This is a genomic window from Streptomyces violaceusniger Tu 4113 (genome assembly GCF_000147815.2).
Taxonomy (GTDB): Bacteria; Actinomycetota; Actinomycetes; order Streptomycetales; family Streptomycetaceae; genus Streptomyces; species Streptomyces violaceusniger_A.
The window spans coordinates 9955445-9973032 of the sequence record NC_015957.1 but is presented as its reverse complement, the minus strand read 5'-3'; the positions used below and the strand labels follow the sequence as shown (position 1 = coordinate 9973032).

General features: G+C 72.1%; 14 protein-coding genes. 13 read left to right on the top strand and 1 reads right to left on the bottom strand.

The genetic code is table 11. From position 1 onward, the window contains the following. Positions 1 to 132: 132 nt before the first annotated feature. The 5 genes from STRVI_RS40785 (at position 133) to STRVI_RS40765 (ending at position 7102) form a co-directional block, all read left to right on the top strand. Positions 133 to 990 (top strand): hypothetical protein, encoded by an 858-nt coding sequence (locus STRVI_RS40785; protein WP_043237357.1) that lies wholly within the window; start codon positions 133 to 135, stop codon positions 988 to 990. A gap of 97 nt (positions 991 to 1087) precedes the next feature. Continuing rightward, positions 1088 to 2560 (top strand): hypothetical protein, encoded by a 1473-nt coding sequence (locus tag STRVI_RS40780; RefSeq protein ID WP_014061412.1) that lies wholly within the window; start codon positions 1088 to 1090, stop codon positions 2558 to 2560. Positions 2561 to 2898: 338 nt separating this feature from the next. Next, positions 2899 to 4071: an ADP-forming succinate--CoA ligase subunit beta gene (gene sucC, locus STRVI_RS40775; RefSeq protein WP_043237354.1), complete on the top strand. Its 1173-nt coding sequence runs from the start codon at positions 2899 to 2901 to the stop codon at positions 4069 to 4071. Positions 4072 to 4092: 21 nt separating this feature from the next. Then, the gene (sucD, locus tag STRVI_RS40770) at positions 4093 to 4977 is read left to right on the top strand and encodes a succinate--CoA ligase subunit alpha (protein ID WP_014061410.1); all 885 of its coding nucleotides are present in this window, start codon (positions 4093 to 4095) and stop codon (positions 4975 to 4977) included. Positions 4978 to 5185: 208 nt separating this feature from the next. Continuing rightward, entirely contained in the window at positions 5186 to 7102 is a 1917-nt protein-coding gene (locus STRVI_RS40765; RefSeq protein ID WP_150112959.1) for a cell division protein PerM, read from the top strand. A 535-nt stretch (positions 7103 to 7637) separates the two neighbouring features. Here STRVI_RS40765 and STRVI_RS40755 read toward each other — a convergent pair. Beyond that, entirely contained in the window at positions 7638 to 8408 is a 771-nt protein-coding gene (locus STRVI_RS40755) for a hypothetical protein (protein ID WP_014061408.1), read from the bottom strand. Positions 8409 to 8749: 341 nt separating this feature from the next. Between STRVI_RS40755 and purN the strand changes: the two genes are divergently transcribed. The 8 genes from purN to STRVI_RS40715 all read left to right on the top strand — a co-directional run bounded on the left by purN (position 8750) and on the right by STRVI_RS40715 (position 17588). Beyond that, positions 8750 to 9406 carry a phosphoribosylglycinamide formyltransferase gene (gene purN / locus STRVI_RS40750; protein ID WP_014061407.1) on the top strand — a complete coding sequence of 219 codons (657 nt, stop codon included), beginning with the start codon at positions 8750 to 8752 and terminating at the stop codon, positions 9404 to 9406. Then, positions 9403 to 10989 carry a bifunctional phosphoribosylaminoimidazolecarboxamide formyltransferase/IMP cyclohydrolase gene (gene purH, locus STRVI_RS40745; RefSeq protein ID WP_014061406.1) on the top strand — a complete coding sequence of 529 codons (1587 nt, stop codon included), beginning with the start codon at positions 9403 to 9405 and terminating at the stop codon, positions 10987 to 10989. The genes purN and purH overlap by 4 nt, the downstream gene beginning before the upstream one ends. Positions 10990 to 11112: 123 nt before the next feature. Further along, entirely contained in the window at positions 11113 to 12000 is an 888-nt protein-coding gene (locus STRVI_RS40740; protein ID WP_014061405.1) for a bifunctional methylenetetrahydrofolate dehydrogenase/methenyltetrahydrofolate cyclohydrolase, read from the top strand. After that, complete coding sequence (locus STRVI_RS40735; RefSeq protein WP_014061404.1) at positions 11990 to 12460, top strand: DUF3017 domain-containing protein; 471 nt, start codon at positions 11990 to 11992, stop codon at positions 12458 to 12460. The genes STRVI_RS40740 and STRVI_RS40735 overlap by 11 nt, the downstream gene beginning before the upstream one ends. A 401-nt stretch (positions 12461 to 12861) precedes the next feature. After that, positions 12862 to 13941: a helix-turn-helix domain-containing protein gene (locus STRVI_RS40730; protein ID WP_014061403.1), complete on the top strand. Its 1080-nt coding sequence runs from the start codon at positions 12862 to 12864 to the stop codon at positions 13939 to 13941. 281 nt (positions 13942 to 14222) lie between these two features. Then, complete coding sequence (locus STRVI_RS40725) at positions 14223 to 15212, top strand: malate dehydrogenase (RefSeq protein WP_014061402.1); 990 nt, start codon at positions 14223 to 14225, stop codon at positions 15210 to 15212. Between the two features lie 161 nt (positions 15213 to 15373). Next, positions 15374 to 17140 (top strand): hypothetical protein, encoded by a 1767-nt coding sequence (locus tag STRVI_RS40720; protein WP_251982831.1) that lies wholly within the window; start codon positions 15374 to 15376, stop codon positions 17138 to 17140. After that, positions 17127 to 17588, top strand: coding sequence for a hypothetical protein (locus STRVI_RS40715; RefSeq protein ID WP_014061400.1), 462 nt, complete (start codon positions 17127 to 17129; stop codon positions 17586 to 17588). Before STRVI_RS40720 ends, STRVI_RS40715 begins: the two co-directional genes overlap by 14 nt.

Below are 17588 nucleotides of genomic sequence, written 5' to 3'. Positions count from 1 at the left end.
CCATCCGGTTGGCGATGTCGTCCTGCTCAGTGCGGCCTCAAAGCCATATCGCCACGCTTACGTGCCCGTCGTACGGCTCGTAGGTACGCCTCGTACTCAGGGAAGGCCCCGCTCGTGTCTGTCGTGTCCGCCATGCCTGTCACCGTGCGCCTGCCGCGCACGGTGGCCGCGCGGCGGGCGCTGTTGGCGGCGCTCTTCCTCGGCGGCTTCCTGGCCCTGGCGTTCCTCTTCGGTGGCAGCGCGCACGCCGCCGAGCGGAGCGAACAGGGCGCCGCCACCGGCGCGTCGGCCGACCGTTCCGCCGTCTCCGGGCTGCTCGACCCCTCGGGTGTCGAGCGGGCGCGGCAGCAGGTGGAGCGGCACGCACCGCCTGTGGTGGGGCGTACCACTCACACGGCACAGGACGTCGTACGGAAGACCGTGCGGCCCATCCAGGAGCCGGTCGAGCGCGAGGCGCAGAAGATCACCAAGCCGATCGACGATCTGGTCGGCGACGCCACGAGCGGCGAGCTGCCGGTGCGGCTGCCCGACGTCGGCATCGGTGACGCCATCGGCCTGGGCTCCTCTGGCTCCGTGGCGGACCACGGCCCGGCCGCCGAGCACCACGCGGCCAAGGCCGAGCCGGTGACGGTGCACAAGGCGGCGCCCGCCGCCGCGGCCCCGATAGGGCCCGAGGCCCACATCCCGGCCGTCACCACGCACCACGACGCGGCCGCCTCCCACGCCGGGCACGGCCCCGTCGTCCGGGCGGCAGCCTCCGGCACCGGTCCGGACGGTGGCGCCCCGGCGCCGCTGCCCCTTCCGCGGTCCCCGCTCGGGGCCACCTCCCAGTGCACCGGCGACAGCGGCGCTTCCCGTGGCGGGAACACCCGGGCCGCTCTTCCGCCGTCCGCCGCGGCGTCGTTCGGGCTGAAGCCCGGTACGGTCCGCGCGGAGAGCTCGGCGCCGACGCGCGAGCGGTTCAACGAAGTCCTCGAATTCCCCGGCTAGGGCAGACCTCACCCCCGTCTGTTGAGACCTGCCGCGCGGGGGCGGGTCAGGTCTGCCCGTCCGACACCCCTCTTGACTTCGAAGGACTTCCTCCACCATGCGCAACAACCTTCGCCGCTCCATCCTCGTAGCCGCTGCCGCCACCGGTATCTGGGCCCTCGGTTCCGCCGCCGCCAACGCCGCCGAGAACCCGGCCGTTCCCGCCACCGACGGTGTCACCAGCACCGTGGACGGCGTCACCAAGACGGTGAACAAGACCCTGCCGACCGACAAGGTGACCAAGACGGTCGACGGCGTGACCGGTGGCGTGGCCGACACCTCCAAGGTCACCGACACCGCGAAGAAGACCGTGGACGGCGCCGCCTCCACCGTGGACGGCGTCACCGCCCCCGTGCGGGACCGCGTCCCCGGCGCCGCCAACCTGCCGCGGGTCTCGGACGTCACCAAGACCGTCGAGGGCACCACCGACGGCCTTACCGGCGACGCCGCCAAGCAGGACAAGGTCGTCAAGAAGGCCCACAAGGCCATCAAGGGTCTCGAGAAGACCGTCAAGAAGACCACCGACCTCGACCTGCCCACCGGCGAGGTCCCCGGTGTGGTGCCCAGCCTCCCCGGCCTCGGCTCGCTGCCGACCCTGCCCGACACCTCCACGCTGCCCACCGGCTCGCTGACGGACGTCAAGGGCGTCACGGGCAAGCTGCCCGCCCAGCTCCCCGCCACCCCGAAGCTGCCCGCCGCCCCGGGTTCGGCCAATGACCTGCTCGCCTGCCTCTCCGGCGCCGGCATCCGCCCGGAGGAGCTGACCGGCAAGGTCCAGGGTGTCGTCGGCACCGCCAAGCCGGTCGTCGACGGTGTGGCCTCGGACGTGCTGCCGCCCGCCGTGCACCGCATCGTGGTCAAGGTCGTCCCGGTCGCGCAGCGGACCGTCGGTGACACCGGCGCGCTGGCCGACGACGCCGTGGCCCGCACCACCCCGTACGTCGGCGTCGTGACCGGCAGCGCCCAGGGCTTCGCGCTGGGCACCGTCTCCAACGTGGTTCCGGCCGCCCAGGACACCGTCGACCGCCTGGTGCCGGTCGTGGTGAGCGTGCCGTCGACCGCCGTCCCGTTCGCGCAGGACCTGGCGGGCACCACCGTGCCGTTCGCCCAGGACCTGGCCCTGGGCACGGTCGCGGACGCCCAGACCACCGTGGGGAACGTCAAGGACGGTGCGCTGAGCCTGCTCCCCGCGCTGCCCACCGACCTGACCGACGCGGCCAACATCCCGGCCCTCCCGGTCCTGCCGGCGGACCTGCCGACCGTTCCGGCCGACCTGTCGCAGCTCCCGGCGGAGCTCCCGGCGGAGCTGCCCACCGTTCCGGCCGACCTGTCGCAGCTCCCGGCGGAGCTCCCGACCGTTCCGGCCGACCTCCCGCAGGTTCCGGCCGAGCTGCCGCAGCTCCCGGCGGAGCTCCCGCAGCTCCCGGCGGAGCTGCCCACCGTTCCGGCCGACCTCCCGCAGGTTCCGGCCGAGCTGCCGCAGCTCCCGGCCCAGCTCCCGACCGTTCCGGGCACGCTCCCGACCGTCTGATCGCCCCTGCGGGCGTACGGCGGTCACACTATGAAGGCCGGAAAACAGTAAAACCGTAAGGCGAGCGTCATCGACCGGGCAGCCCTCGTTGGGGAGGGGGCTGCCCGGTTGTCGTACGGAGATAGATGGAAACGGTCGCGATCTGTGACCGTAATCACCGCTCCAGTGTGATCTGCGATTTAGGGCCGCACGTCCTGCGGAGATAACCTGCGAGACGGACATGCCGCGTACCCGGCGAACGTGTGCCGCCCTCGTTATAGATCGCGTCCTCACGCTGCCCCCGCGGCACGCCCGCGCAGATAACGACCGCGATATCCATGGAAAAGGGACGGACGCGCGTGGACCTGTTCGAATACCAGGCGAGGGACCTCTTCGCCAAGCACGGTGTGCCGGTGCTGGCCGGTGAAGTCATCGACACGCCTGAGGCGGCGCGCGAGGTGGCCGAGCGCTTGGGCGGCCGCGCGGTCGTCAAGGCGCAGGTGAAGGTGGGCGGCCGCGGCAAGGCCGGTGGCGTCAAGCTGGCCTCCGACCCGGCCGACGCCGTGGAGAAGGCCGGCCAGATCCTGGGTATGGACATCAAGGGCCACACGGTCCACAAGGTGATGCTGGCCCAGACCGCGGACATCAAGGAGGAGTACTACGTCTCCTTCCTGCTGGACCGCACCAATCGGACCTTCCTCGCCATGGCCTCCGTCGAGGGCGGCGTGGAGATCGAGGTCGTCGCGGAGCAGAACCCCGAGGCGCTCGCCAAGATCCCGGTGGACGCCATCGAGGGCGTGACCCAGGAGAAGGCCGCCGAGATCGTCGCCGCCGCGAAGTTCCCGGCCGAGATCGCGGACCAGGTCGTCGAGGTCCTGCAGAAGCTGTGGGTCGTCTTCATCAAGGAAGACGCCCTGCTCGTCGAGGTCAACCCGCTGGTCAAGGCCGACGACGGCAAGATCATCGCGCTGGACGGCAAGGTCTCCCTGGACGAGAACGCCGCCTTCCGCCAGCCGGAGCACGAGGCGCTCGAGGACAAGGCCGCGGCCAACCCCCTCGAGGCGGCCGCGAAGGCCAAGGGCCTCAACTACGTCAAGCTCGACGGCGAGGTCGGCATCATCGGCAACGGCGCGGGCCTGGTCATGTCGACCCTCGACGTCGTCGCCTACGCCGGTGAGAACCACGGCAATGTGAAGCCCGCCAACTTCCTCGACATCGGTGGTGGCGCCTCCGCCGAGGTAATGGCCAACGGTCTCGAGATCATCCTCGGCGACCCGGACGTCAAGTCGGTCTTCGTCAACGTCTTCGGTGGCATCACCGCCTGTGACGCTGTCGCCAACGGCATCGTCCAGGCCCTGGAGCTGCTGAAGTCCAAGGGCGAGGACGTCTCCAAGCCGCTGGTCGTGCGCCTCGACGGCAACAACGCGGAGCTGGGTCGCAAGATCCTCACCGACGCCAACCACCCGCTCGTTCAGCAGGTGGACACCATGGACGGCGCGGCCGAGCGTGCCGCCGAGCTGGCTGCGAAGTAAGGGACGAGGTCACCAGAAACCATGGCTATCTTCCTCACCAAGGAAAGCAAGGTCATCGTCCAGGGGATGACCGGGTCCGAGGGGCAGAAGCACACCCGTCGGATGCTTGCCTCGGGCACCAACATCGTCGGCGGCGTGAACCCCCGCAAGGCCGGCACCACCGTTGACTTCGACGGCTCCGAGATCCCGGTCTTCGGCTCCGTCAAGGAGGCCGTCGACGCCACCGGCGCCGATGTCACGGTCATCTTCGTCCCGGAGAAGTTCACCAAGGGCGCGGTCATCGAGGCGATCGACGCCGAGATTCCGCTCGCCGTCGTGATCACCGAGGGCATCGCCGTCCACGACTCGGCGAACTTCTGGGCCTACGCGGGCAAGAAGGGCAACAAGACCCGCATCATCGGCCCGAACTGCCCGGGTCTGATCACGCCGGGTCAGTCGAACGCGGGCATCATCCCGGCCGACATCACCAAGCCCGGCCGGATCGGTCTGGTGTCGAAGTCCGGCACGCTGACCTACCAGATGATGTACGAGCTGCGGGACATCGGCTTCTCGTCCTGCGTGGGCATCGGCGGTGACCCGATCATCGGCACCACCCACATCGACGCCCTCGCCGCCTTCGAGGCCGACCCCGACACCGACCTGATCGTGATGATCGGCGAGATCGGCGGCGACGCCGAGGAGCGGGCCGCGGACTTCATCAAGGCCAACGTCACCAAGCCGGTCGTCGGCTATGTGGCGGGCTTCACCGCGCCCGAGGGCAAGACGATGGGCCACGCGGGTGCCATCGTCTCCGGCTCCTCCGGCACCGCGCAGGCGAAGAAGGAGGCCCTCGAGGCCGCGGGCGTGAAGGTCGGCAAGACCCCGTCCGAGACCGCGCGCCTGGCGCGCGCCGCCCTGGCCGGCTGAGCCGCCACGGCTTGATGCCACGGGCCCGCACCACCCTGGGGTGGTGCGGGCCCGCGCCGTTCCCGGGCGACGGATACCCGGTTGCGGAATCGGCAAGCCACCTATCCATCCCACAGCGCCATAAAAGACGCATAAGCGGACTAGACGCGACACGGCGACCAAACCCTTGATGTGAGGATGAAACGGCTGTTATTGGCAGCATGGTCACGTGACGCAAACGACCGATCGCAGCCCGTCGGTGTCCTCACGTGACCGCTCCGCGCCCCGGCGCTCCTCCGCCATCAGGGAGGCGTTCCTCGGCGGTGTGGTCGCCGCGGGGCTCGGCCTCGGCACGTTCGCCGTGGTCGTACTGCTGCTGTGGATCACTTCCTCGTCCCCCGACAGCAGCCCCGACGGGGCCCTGCATGTCGCCGCCGACCTGTGGCTGCTCGGCCATGGCGCCGACCTCGTGCGCACCGAGACGCTCTCCGGCCACACCGCACCCGTCGGGCTGACCCCGCTGCTGCTCGGCATCGTGCCGTGCTGGCTGCTCTACCGGGCCGCCCAGCACGCCGTCTACCAGGCGGGGCCGGAGGAGAGCGAGGGGCAGGAGGGGCAGTGGGTGCCCGCGGAGTCCGTTGTCGATCCGGAGTCCGTCGTCGATCCGCGCACCGCCTTCGCCTGGGTGACCGGCGGCTATCTGATGGTCGGCACCGCGGCCGTCCTGTATGCCTCGGGCGGGCCGCTGCGTGTCGACCTGCTCAGCGCGCTGCTGCATCTGCCGGTCGTCGCCGCGGCCATCGCCGCCGTCGGCGTGTGGACGGCAGGCGGACGGTTCCCGCTCCGCCTGCCCGGACGGGCGAACGCCGGACTGCGGCGGCTCCCCGGCGTCGGCCGGACCGTACGGATGGCCGTGTCCCTGGCCGCTTACCTGGCCGCGCGCGGCTGGTGCCGGCGTCCCCGGCTGACCGCCGCGCTACGGGCCGGGACCAGCGGTCTCGTCGTCCTGCTCGGCAGCGGTGCGCTCCTTACGGCGACGTCGATGCTGAGCCACGCGGGCGCCGTACAGGTGACGTTCCTCAACCTCAGCGATGTGTGGTCGGGGCGGTTCGCGGTGCTGCTGGTGAGCCTGGCGCTGCTGCCGAACGCCATCGTCTGGGGCGCCGCGTACGGGGTCGGCGCGGGCTTCACGGTCGGCGGCGGCAGTGTGGTCGCGCCGCTGGGCATCACCTCCTACCCCCAGCTTCCGCACTTCCCTCTGGTCGCCGCGCTGCCCACGGACGGCTCCGGCGGGCCGCTGGTCTGGCTCACGGGCATCGCGGCCGGGATGTCGGTGGCCTGGTTCATCGGGGTCGCGGCGGTGCGGCGCCCCGGCAAGGGCGAGCCCAGGCCGCCCTGGGGCTGGGGCGAGACGCTGGTGCTCGCCGGGCTGGCGGCGGGCGGCTGTGCGGCCGCGATGGCGCTGCTGGCCGGGGTCTCGGGCGGCCCGCTGGGCATCGGCATCCTCGCCGACCTGGGTCCGAGCTGGTGGCGTACGGGCATGATCACGCTGGCCTGGACGGGAGTGATCGGGGTGCCCGGCGCGGTGGTGCTGCGCTGGTACCGGTTGTGCGTTCCTACCAGGGCCTCCTGGCCGGAGTGGAAGGCGACGCGGGCGGCGCGGCAGGCGTCCCGCGCGCAGTCCCGTACGGAGGCGAAGGAGGCCCGTGCGGTGCGGGTCGCGGCCAAGGCGGAGGCTCGGGCGGTGCGGGCCGCGGCCAAGGCGGAGGAGGCGGAGGCTCGGGCGGCGATGCGGCCCGCGGTGGCCTCGCCCATGGAGTCCGCCGAGGTGCGCGAGGCGATGGCCGAGCCGTGGTGGCAGTGGCTGCGCCCGTCGGGCACCCAGCGCAAACGGAACCGGAACCGGAACCGGGAGCTGGAAGCCGGCGGCGGTGCGGAGGCGGGGCGGGAGGCGGGTGTGGGCGCGATGGCCGGGCTCGCGACCGCCGCGGGCACCCCGAACGCCGCCGGGACGGCGGACCGCCCACGCCGCTGGACGCTGAACCGGAAGCCCACCCCCGAACCGCACCCGCAGCCGCCCACCGAGTCCCAGCCCGCGACCCCAGAGCTCTCACCCGCACCGGACGACACCCGCCGGGAACCGTAAGGCGGGCGGGGCGGGGGCGCCTGCTGTTCGTGGTGGGTGCCGGGTGCGGGGCCTCCGGTGCGGCGCCCTGGACCGTATATTTACGGCGCCATTGGCCGGGGGCGTTGAGTTGGTCGGGGATTGGCGCCACAAATACACGTAAGCGTCCAGGACACCACCCCTGCGACCCCGCCCCCTCCCGTCTCGTCGGCGTCCGCGCCCCGGTGGCACGGGCCGCCTGCCCGGCCCCGCTCCCTCCTACGGCTGTCCGGTGGTGCGGGGCGTCTGTCCGTCCCGGGGGCGTGAATTCAGCCTCTCCGGCGTTTGAGGAGCGGGGTCCGGGGCGGAGCCCCGACGGGGGTCTAGGGGGCGGAGCCCCATTCCGCGCGGCGGAGCCGCATATTGATGCTGTGGGAAGGGGCGGGGTGGGGGCTGTCCGCCGGAGGCGCCCACGGCCCGCACTCGGTATTCGCCCTGGGGCCGGGTGTCGGGTGGGTGCGGCCCGCCCGGGGGCAGGGTGTGCCCCGCCCGAGGCGCCTCGTTGGTGAGGGTGCCGTCAGTCCTGCGTGCTCAGCAAGGGGCGGAGCTGCTCGGGGAGCAGGGTTTCGCAGTCGTGGCGGGAGGTCTGGGTGAGGGCGTCGTCCACGCAGGTGTAGTAGTCGTTGTAGACGACCTGGAAGCTGAACGTCGCCGCGACGATGGCGAGCGCGAGTCCGCCCGTCACCAGGCCGCTGATCGCCGCCGTCGACTGCGGCTTCGCGGGGCCGCTGCCGGGGGCGGGCAGCGGCGCCGGGGTGGCGCCCGGAGGCGGGGGCGGGGCGTTCAGGGGCGCGGCGGCGGCCGGGGGCGGCGTTGTGCGGCGCGCCTTGGCCCGTAGCGAGCTGATGCCCCAGTACAGGGCCAGCGTCCCCAGCAGCAGTGCGATCTGCGGCAGGCTGAAGAGCGCGAAGAAGAACGCCCACATGCCCGCGAGCAGCGCGTACCGGGCGCGCCGCTGGGCCGGGTCGTTGGGGTCCCAGCGCGGGCCGCTGGGGCCGGAGGGGCGGTTGGAGCCGGGGCCGGCACCGAAGCTGCCGCCCTGGCGGCTGGGCTGGCGGCTGCTCCACTGGCTGCCCCAGGCCGGAGGCTGCTGCGGCCGCTGACCGTTCTGGTCGTCCTCGCCGCTCTGCCCGTCGGCGTCGTCCGGCCGGGGCTGCCACGGCTGGTCCGGCCTGCCCTCGGGCGGCGGGGCGAACGGATTGTCCTCGTGCTGGTCCCCGTTCTGCCCGCCGGGGGCCGAGGAGGACGGCGACTGCTGCTCCCGGAGCAGCGGCGTCGTACGCGACATGCGGGCGCGCCTCATCGCCGCCCCCCGGTCGTGGCGGGAGGCGGGGTGAGGTGATGAGCCGCGCGGCGGCGTCGGTCCGGCATGTGGAGTGTGTCTTCCCCTTGTGTCGTCGTCCTGCACGCCGGGGCGTGTACGGCTTGAGGCGATCGTTCCCACGGCGTCAGTTGGATGCGCAGTCCAGACGCTACCTCCCGTGCCCGCCCCCGTCCCCTGGGGGCCGCTTCGTGTGCCGGTATCGTTGCTGACGGTCGGCGGCTTCGTAGAGTTCCCCGGAATTGATGAGTCGGCGACCTTGTACGACCACACAAACGGCAGCACCGCCCGCGAGAAAGAGCCCCGCCGTGGCCTCCCCGCCTTCCCCCGCCAGTCCTGCCCGCCCCGGGCGCCCGGTCCGCCTCGTCGTACTCGTCTCCGGCTCCGGTACGAATCTGCAGGCGCTGCTCGACGCCATCGCCGCCGAGGGCGTGGCCCGCTACGGCGCCGAGGTGGTGGCCGTGGGCGCCGACCGCGACGGCATCGAGGGACTGGCGCGCGCCGAGCGCGCCGGGATCCCCACGTACGTGTGCCGGGTCAAGGACCACGCCGACCGCGCCGAGTGGGACGCGGCGCTGGCGGAGGCCACCGCCGCCCATGAGCCGGACGTGGTCGTCTCGGCCGGGTTCATGAAGATCCTGGGGCCGCGGTTCCTCGCCCGGTTCGGCGGCCGCTGCGTCAACACCCACCCCGCGCTGCTCCCGAGCTTTCCCGGTGCCCATGGCGTACGCGACGCGCTCGCGCACGGTGTGAAGGTGACCGGCTGCACCGTCCACTTCGTCGACGACGGGGTCGACACGGGCCCGATCATCGCCCAGGGCGTGGTCGAGGTCCGGGACGAGGACGACGAGTCCGCTCTTCATGAGCGGATCAAGGAAGTCGAGCGCTCGCTGCTCGTCGAGGTCGTGGGGCGTCTGGCGCGTCACGGCTACCGCATAGAGGGACGAAAGGTAAGGATCCCGTGACCGCCGAAGGTACCAAGCGGCCCATCCGCCGCGCGCTGGTCAGCGTCTACGACAAGACGGGCCTCGAGGAGCTGGCCCGAGGGCTGCACGCGGCGGGTGTCCAGCTCGTCTCGACCGGCTCGACGGCCGCGAAGATCGCCGCCGCGGGCGTCCCGGTCACCAAGGTCGAGGAGCTGACCGGCTTCCCCGAGTGTCTCGACGGCCGCGTCAAGACGCTGCACCCGCGCGTCCACGCGGGCATCCTGGCCGACCTGAGGCTCGACTCGCACCGTGCGCAGCTCCAGGAGCTGGGCGTGGAGCCCTTCGAGCTGGTCGTGGTCAACCTCTATCCGTTCCGCGAGACGGTCGCCTCGGGCGCCTCGCCGGACGAGTGCGTCGAGCAGATCGACATCGGCGGCCCCTCCATGGTCCGCGCCGCCGCCAAGAATCACCCGTCCGTGGCCGTGGTCGTCAACCCCGGGCGGTACGACGACGTCCTCAAGGCCGCCGCCGACGGCGGTTTCGATCTGGAGGGGCGCAAGCGGCTGGCGGCCGAGGCGTTCCAGCACACGGCGTCGTACGACGTGGCGGTGGCCAACTGGTTCGCGGCTGCCCGCGGCGGAGCCGCTGATGGACGCAGCGTGGCGGACGACTCCTCCTTCCCGGAGTTCCTGGGCGCCACCGTCACCCGTAAGAACGTGCTGCGCTACGGCGAGAACCCGCACCAGCCGGCCGCGCTCTACTCCGACGGCAGCGGTAAGGGGCTCGCGGAGGCCGAGCAGCTCCACGGCAAGGAGATGTCGTTCAACAACTACACCGACACCGAGGCCGCCCGCCGGGCCGCGTACGACCACACCGAGCCCTGTGTCGCGATCATCAAGCACGCCAACCCGTGCGGGATCGCGGTCGGGGCGGATGTCGCCGAGGCGCACCGTAAGGCGCACGCCTGCGACCCGCTGTCGGCCTTCGGCGGCGTGATCGCCGTCAACCGCCCGGTGTCGGTCGCCATGGCCGAGCAGGTCGCCGAGATCTTCACCGAGGTGATCGTCGCCCCGGCGTACGAGGACGGCGCGGTCGAGGTGCTGGCCCGTAAGAAGAACATCCGCGTGCTGCGCTGCGCGGACGCGCCGGCGGACGTCGCCGAGCAGCGCCCCATCGAAGGCGGTCTGCTGCTGCAGGCCAAGGATCGCCTCCAGGCCGAGGGCGACGACCCGGCCAACTGGACCCTCGCCACGGGCGCGGCGCTGGACGCCGACGGCCTCGCCGAGCTGGCCTTCGCCTGGCGCTCCTGCCGCGCGGTGAAGTCCAACGCGATCCTGCTCGCCAAGGACAGTGCCACGGTCGGCGTGGGCATGGGCCAGGTCAACCGCGTGGACTCGGCGAAGCTGGCCGTCGAGCGGGCCGGTGCCGAGCGGGCCGCCGGTGCGTACGCCGCCTCCGACGCCTTCTTCCCGTTCCCGGACGGCTTCGAGGTGCTGGCCGAGGCGGGCGTCACGGCCGTGGTGCAGCCGGGCGGCTCGGTCCGTGACGAGCAGGTGGTGGAGGCCGCCCAGAAGGCGGGCGTCACCATGTACTTCACGGGCACGCGCCACTTCTTCCACTGAGTGACCGCTGAGCGAGCACAGGAGGCCGCACCCCGACCGGATCACGGGGTGCGGCCTTCGCCGGTGCGGCACCGACCGGCCCCTGATTGGATCCGACGTCCCCGCATCCGGGAGGATGAAGCCATGACCGCCCAGATTCTCGATGGCAAGGCAACCGCAGCCGCGATCAAGTCCGATCTCGTCAGCCGTGTGGAGGCGCTCAAGGCCAAGGGCATCCATCCCGGCCTCGGGACGGTGCTGGTGGGCGAGGACCCCGGCAGCAAGTGGTACGTCGCGGGCAAGCACCGCGACTGTGCCGAGATCGGCGTCGCCTCCCTCCGGCGCGACCTGCCCGAGACCGCCACCCAGGAGGAGATCGAGGCGGCGGTGCGGGAGCTCAACGAGGACCCGGCCTGCACGGGCTACATCGTCCAGCTACCGCTCCCCAAGGGCATCAACACCAACCGGGTGCTGGAGCTGATCGACCCGGCCAAGGACGCCGACGGGCTGCACCCGATGAACCTCGGCCGGCTGGTCCTGGGCGAGAGCGGCCCGCTGCCGTGCACGCCCCAGGGCGTCATCCAACTGCTGCGCCACCACGGTGTGGAGATCAACGGCGCGCATGTCGTGGTCGTCGGCCGGGGCATCACCGTCGGCCGGTCGATCGGGCTGCTGCTGACCCGCCGCTCCGAGAACGCCACGGTCACCCTCTGCCACACCGGCACCCGTGACCTGCCCGGGATCCTGCGCCAGGCCGACATCATCGTGGCGGCCGCCGGGGTGCGGCATCTGATCGGGCCGGATGACGTGAAGCCGGGCGCGGCGGTGCTCGATGTGGGCGTCAGCCGGGACGAGCACGGCAAGATCGCCGGCGATGTGCACCCCGGAGTGGCCGAGGTCGCGGGCTGGATTTCGCCGAACCCGGGCGGCGTCGGCCCGATGACCCGCGCCCAGCTGCTGGTCAACGTGGTGGAGGCGGCGGAGCGGAACGCGAAGGCGGACGCCGACGCCGGTGCCGGCCATGACGGCTGAGGCGAGCGAGCCGGCGGCCGGGGAGCAGCGGCAGACGCCGCCCGCGCGGCCTTCGGGCCCCGCCCGGCTCATCCGTAAGTCGCGCCGCTTCCCGCTGATCACCCGGGACACCGCGCGTCCGGAGGGCGGCGGCCGGGCCGCGCCCGGTGCCGCTCCGGCGCCCGCCCGGCAGTGGCCGCTGCTCGCGGTGATGGGCGGTGTGGGCCTGGGGCTGCTGATCGTCGCCCTGGACGCGTTCCGGGCGGGCACGGTGATGATCGGGCTGTCCCTGCTGGCGGGCGCCTTCATACGGTGGGCGCTGCCCGAGGTGGGGATGCTCGCGGTGCGGTCGCGCTTCACCGACATGCTGACCTACGGGCTGCTGGGCGCGGCGATCGTGCTGCTGTCCCTGATGGCCCAGCCGGATCCGTGGGTGTCGATCCCGTTCCTGGACGACGTGGTGCATTTCACGGTGCGCTAGCCGACGGCGTGAAACGGCGGCCCGTCCTCTCCCCCGTGGAAGGACGGGCCGCCGTCGTTGTGGCCGGATCCGTACGGTCCGGCGGCGATCCGCCCTCTCCCCCGAAGAAGGACGGACCGCCTGGTAATCAGGGTTGTGTGTGGACTGTGCCGGATCAATGACCGGCAGAACCCTGTGGCGCGGAAGTGACCGTTCCAGCACGAGGTATCGGCCGTGCAACGACGAGCCGGGCGCGGCGGAGTACACACCGGTGCGCGAAATGCTCCGATGCGCCCCCACCCGAGGAGCTGACATCCTGGGGCAAGGCGTCCCATTGGGTAGTCAGTTCGGGGCCCGGAGACGCCAACAGGGGCCGTGGCGCGGGAGATTGACAGGCACGTGCGGGGGGACAGGGGGAGGCAATGCCTCGTTGGAGGGACCTGCCGGAGGAACTCGATCCGCAGGTGCAGGAGTTCACCGGCCAGTTGCGCACGATCGTCGAGCGCAGCGGGCTGAGCGTCGTCGCCGTCGCCGACCGCACCGGCTACAGCAAGAGTTCATGGGAGCGGTATCTGGGCGGACGGCTGCTGCCCCCGCAGGGCGCGGTGGAGGCCCTGGCCGAGGCCACGGGCGCCGATGTCCATCACCTCAGCACGCTGTGGGAGCTGGCGGAGCGGGCCTGGAGCCGCTCCGAGATGCGGCACGACGTCACGATGGAGGCCATCAGCGTCGCGCAGGCACGGGCCGCCATCGAGCAGTTCGACCCGGCGGCGCAGGGGGCGGGCGCCTGGAAGAACGGCCGTCACCCGGGGAAGCAGCGGTCGAGCGTCGAACCGCCGGAACCCGAGCAGCCGTTGGTCGCGACGGCTCCGGTGTTCTCGGCTCCCGCGGCGCCGCCGGCCGAGCGGGCGGCGGGTTCCTCCGCACCGCCGTCGCCCGCCTCGTCCCCTCCGCCACCGCCATCCCCGTCCCCCTCGCCGTCCCGGTCGGGGCGGCGAGGTGTCGCGCTGTTCGCCGGGGGGCTCGTCGGCGCGCTCTTACTCGTCGCCGGCGCCGTCCTGCTGATCGATGCGGGCGGCGACGGCGAGAAGCGCGGGGAGAAGCCGACCACCGCACCGGCCACCAGCGCGCGTCAGCTGCCCGCGGGCGTGAAGTGCGCCGGGGAGGACTGCGGCGGTCAGGATCCGCAGGCCATGGGGTGCGGCGCCGCCGCGACGACCACAGCGGACGTCACCGTCGGCACCGCGTATGTCGAGGTCCGCTACAGCAAGACCTGCCGGGCGGCCTGGGCCCGCATCACCCGGGCGGCCCCGGGCGATGTGATCCAGATCAAGGCGCCGGGCGCGAGGGGCGGGGCGGCCCGAGCGCAGAACAGCAGTGTCGGCGCCGACGGCGACGCCTACACCAAGATGATCTCGGTGGACGCCACCGCGCGGACCACCGCGTGCGCCACTCTCGTCGGCGGTACGCGCGCCTGCACGGCCCCCGGCGCCCAGGGGTGAGCGCGGGCGAGGGAGGCCCGTCCGGGGGAATTCGGAAACAGGGGGAATGAGCCGGGGGAATCGGGGCAGGCGCTGCCCGAGCCCCCCACGGGTGCGGCACTGGGCGGCCGCCCGCACTCCCCCTCCTGGCAGGCGGCCGCCAAAGTGCGCGAGGACGGAACGCGCGGTGAGCGGTTACACGGTGGCCCGAGAGAACCTTGGTCAGGTGCCGTCGGATAGCCTGACGCAGGTATCTCGACACCAAGAGATCTTGGACTGACAACACAGCGCAGGAGACCGCCATGACCCGCACTCCCGTCACCGTCACCGTCACCGGCGCGGCCGGCCAGATCGGCTACGCGCTGCTCTTCCGCATCGCCTCCGGTCAGCTCCTCGGCGCGGACGTGCCGGTCAAGCTGCGTCTCCTGGAGATCCCGCAGGGGCTGAAGGCCGCCGAGGGCACCGCGATGGAGCTCGACGACTGCGCCTTCCCGCTCCTCCAGGGCATCGACATCTCCGACGACCCGAACGTGGGCTTCGACGGTGCGAACGTCGCCCTGCTCGTCGGCGCCCGCCCGCGTACCAAGGGCATGGAGCGCGGCGATCTGCTGGAGGCCAACGGCGGCATCTTCAAGCCGCAGGGCAAGGCCATCAACGACCACGCCGCGGACGACATCAAGGTCCTGGTCGTGGGCAACCCGGCCAACACCAACGCGCTCATCGCGCAGGCCGCCGCGCCGGACGTACCGGCCGAGCGCTTCACCGCGATGACCCGGCTGGACCACAACCGCGCCCTGTCGCAGCTCTCGAAGAAGACCGGCGCCCCGGTCAGCGAGATCAAGAAGCTGACGATCTGGGGCAACCACTCCGCCACCCAGTACCCGGACGTCTTCCATGCCGAGGTCGCGGGCAAGAACGCCGCCGAGGTCGTCAACGACGAGCAGTGGCTGGCCGACACCTTCATCCCGACCGTCGCCAAGCGCGGTGCCGCGATCATCGAGGCGCGCGGCGCCTCCTCGGCCGCCTCCGCCGCCAACGCCGCCATCGACCACGTCCACACCTGGGTCAACGGCACCGACGCCGACAACTGGACCTCCGCCGGCGTGGTCTCCGACGGCTCGTACGGGGTGCCGGAGGGCCTGATCTCCTCGTTCCCGGTCACCGCCGCGAACGGGAAGTTCGAGATCGTCCAGGGCCTGGACGTCAACGAGTTCTCGCGGACCCGCATCGACGCGTCGGTGAAGGAGCTCGAGGAGGAGCGCGAGGCCGTGCGGGGTCTCGGCCTGATCTGACGGGCCCATCGAGGCCGTTTCCGAAGGGTCACATTCCGGTATTCACTCCGGAGTGTGACCCTTCGGCCATTCGCTGTAATCGCGGGCCATCTTCCCCTAGCGTGGAGGTAGTTGCTACGGCCTCGGGGGGAAACATGGCCAACACGCGCGATGATCATTCTTTGGGCGACCACTCGTCTCATCTGCCGCAGCCGCGGCCGGAGCCTTTACCGGGCGTCCCCCCTTCTCGCGCCGCCGACGATGCGTCCCCCTATGCCACCAGCGAGGCGACCCGGCTGCTGTGCGCGGGCGCCTATCTGGACGACGACTTCCGGGACACGGTCCTGGACGAGCTGTATGTCCACGAGGAGCGGGCCGTGGCGCCCTCGCTGGGCATCGACGCGGCCCGGGTGCTCGCGCACGCGCTGCGCGCGCGCCGTCTGGAGGCATGCTGGACCGCGCTGCTGGTGTCCTTATGGGTGCTGGACTTTCTGCTGGCGCAGGGCTTCTTCTATCTGTTCCTGCTGTCGTGCGCGCTGCTTCTGCTGGCGGCCTGGGCCAGAGGCGGCGCCATGGGCCCCTTCCGCGCCGACTATCCCGGGGCCGACGGGGTCACCGTCACCCGGCGGCGGGCGGCCGCGGTGCTGCGGGTGCTCGGCTGTCTGATCCTGCTGTCCTATGCGGTCTCCGCCTTGACGCAGGCGTTCACGGGCGAGCCCGCTACGAGCGGGCTGCAGAGCTTCGCACCGGCCCTGGCGACCGGGTCGGACACCAGCGCCGCCTGGTTCGCGCTGGTGGTCCCCGCCATGATGGCCACCGCGGTCGCTCTGCACCGTGAGCATGTGGCCCGGGTGCTGGCCACCGACCTGGAGCCGGAGACCTTCGCCGACCTCGCCGGGGACCCCGCGGAGCGGTTCGAGGGCGGGCGCTTCCGGCGAGTGCGGGCCCTGATCCGCCGCGAGCAGCACTCACCGGTGATCCTCTACCACGATCGGCACCCCTTCCTCGGCGCGGGCGCCGCCCATGACACCTGGACCCTCGCCGTCGAGCTGCGGCCGCGCGAGGGCGGTGATCCGGCGCCGCTGGACAACCGCGTGATCCTTGAGCGGATCCGGCCGCTGGTCGAGAAGTTGCGCACCTCCTCCACCCAGGGCACCGCCTCTGTCCAGGGCGCCGCCCGGCCCTCCGCCGCGAGCCGTGATCGGCTGCGCGGCCTGGAGCTCGACGAATGCGTCTTCCTCAAGGTCACCGGATTGCGGAGCCGCTCCTTCGTGCCGTACGGCGAGGCGGACTTCGCGCGGGAGCGGGCGGAAGCCGTCGAGGAAGGCGGAGAGGTCCGCCGGCACTTTCTGCGCATCCGCGTCGGCGCATGGCGGGAAGAGGTGGTCACCACCGTCTTCGTACGGGTGCATACGCAGGGCGGCATGCTGATGCTGGAGTTCGCGCCGCATGTGCTGCGCCCGATCCGCCCGGACTTCCGGGCGGTCGACCGGCTCTCCGACTCCCACCGCCGCGGCGGACTGCCGGGCAAGGCGGTCTGGGCGCTCGGGCGGACGCCGACGGCGGCGGGTCAGGCGGTCATCCACGCTTTCCGTTCGGCCGCCTTCGTCTGGCGGATGTACGCGGGGGGTTATGAGGCGGCCATCCCCGACGGGCCCTGGATCTCGGTGCGGGAGCTGGGCAGCGACGCAGGCGCATCGCTCTTCCAGGAGATGGATGTCAGCCGCTATCTGAAAAGTGTCGAGGACCGGGTGGCCAACGGCGTGCGAAGGGCGCTCGACGAAGCCGGCTGGGAGACCGGCGAGTTCGAGCAGAAGGTCATCAATGTGAGCGGCGGCGGGGTCTTCATCGAGTCCGCGGCGAACAGCGCCTTCGGCTTCGGTGACCACAACACCATCAGCAACACCACCGGAACCAATGGAGCGGGAGGCGGCCATGGCGATGGCTGACACGGAGGACGGCAGCGGCGTGGGCGGCGGCGGTGCGGACCACGCGGCGGACGCGAGCGGTGGTGGTGCGGGCCCGGCGGGCGGCGGGCGCACATTCGGCGACATCACGTTCGGCAAGGTGAGCGGCAGCGCCGTCGGCATCGGCGACCACAACCACATCGTGAACGGACGGCAAGGGGAGGCCCCCTGCGACCCCGCATATCAGGAGCTGCTGGAGGCCGTTCGGCAGCTCGCCGACGATCTGCGGCGGGTGGTCCCGAGCCCGGAGGTCGGCGCGCTCTCCGATGAACTGGACCAGACCCAGGACGAGATCCAGCGCACCGGCCGGGCCGGGGCAGGCCGACTTGCGAGGATCCGGGTGATGTTGCAGGACGCCAGCGCCGGCGTCGGCATGCTCGCCTCCGGCGTCGCCGTCGGACAGGCGGTCGGCACGCTCCTGGGCGGCTGA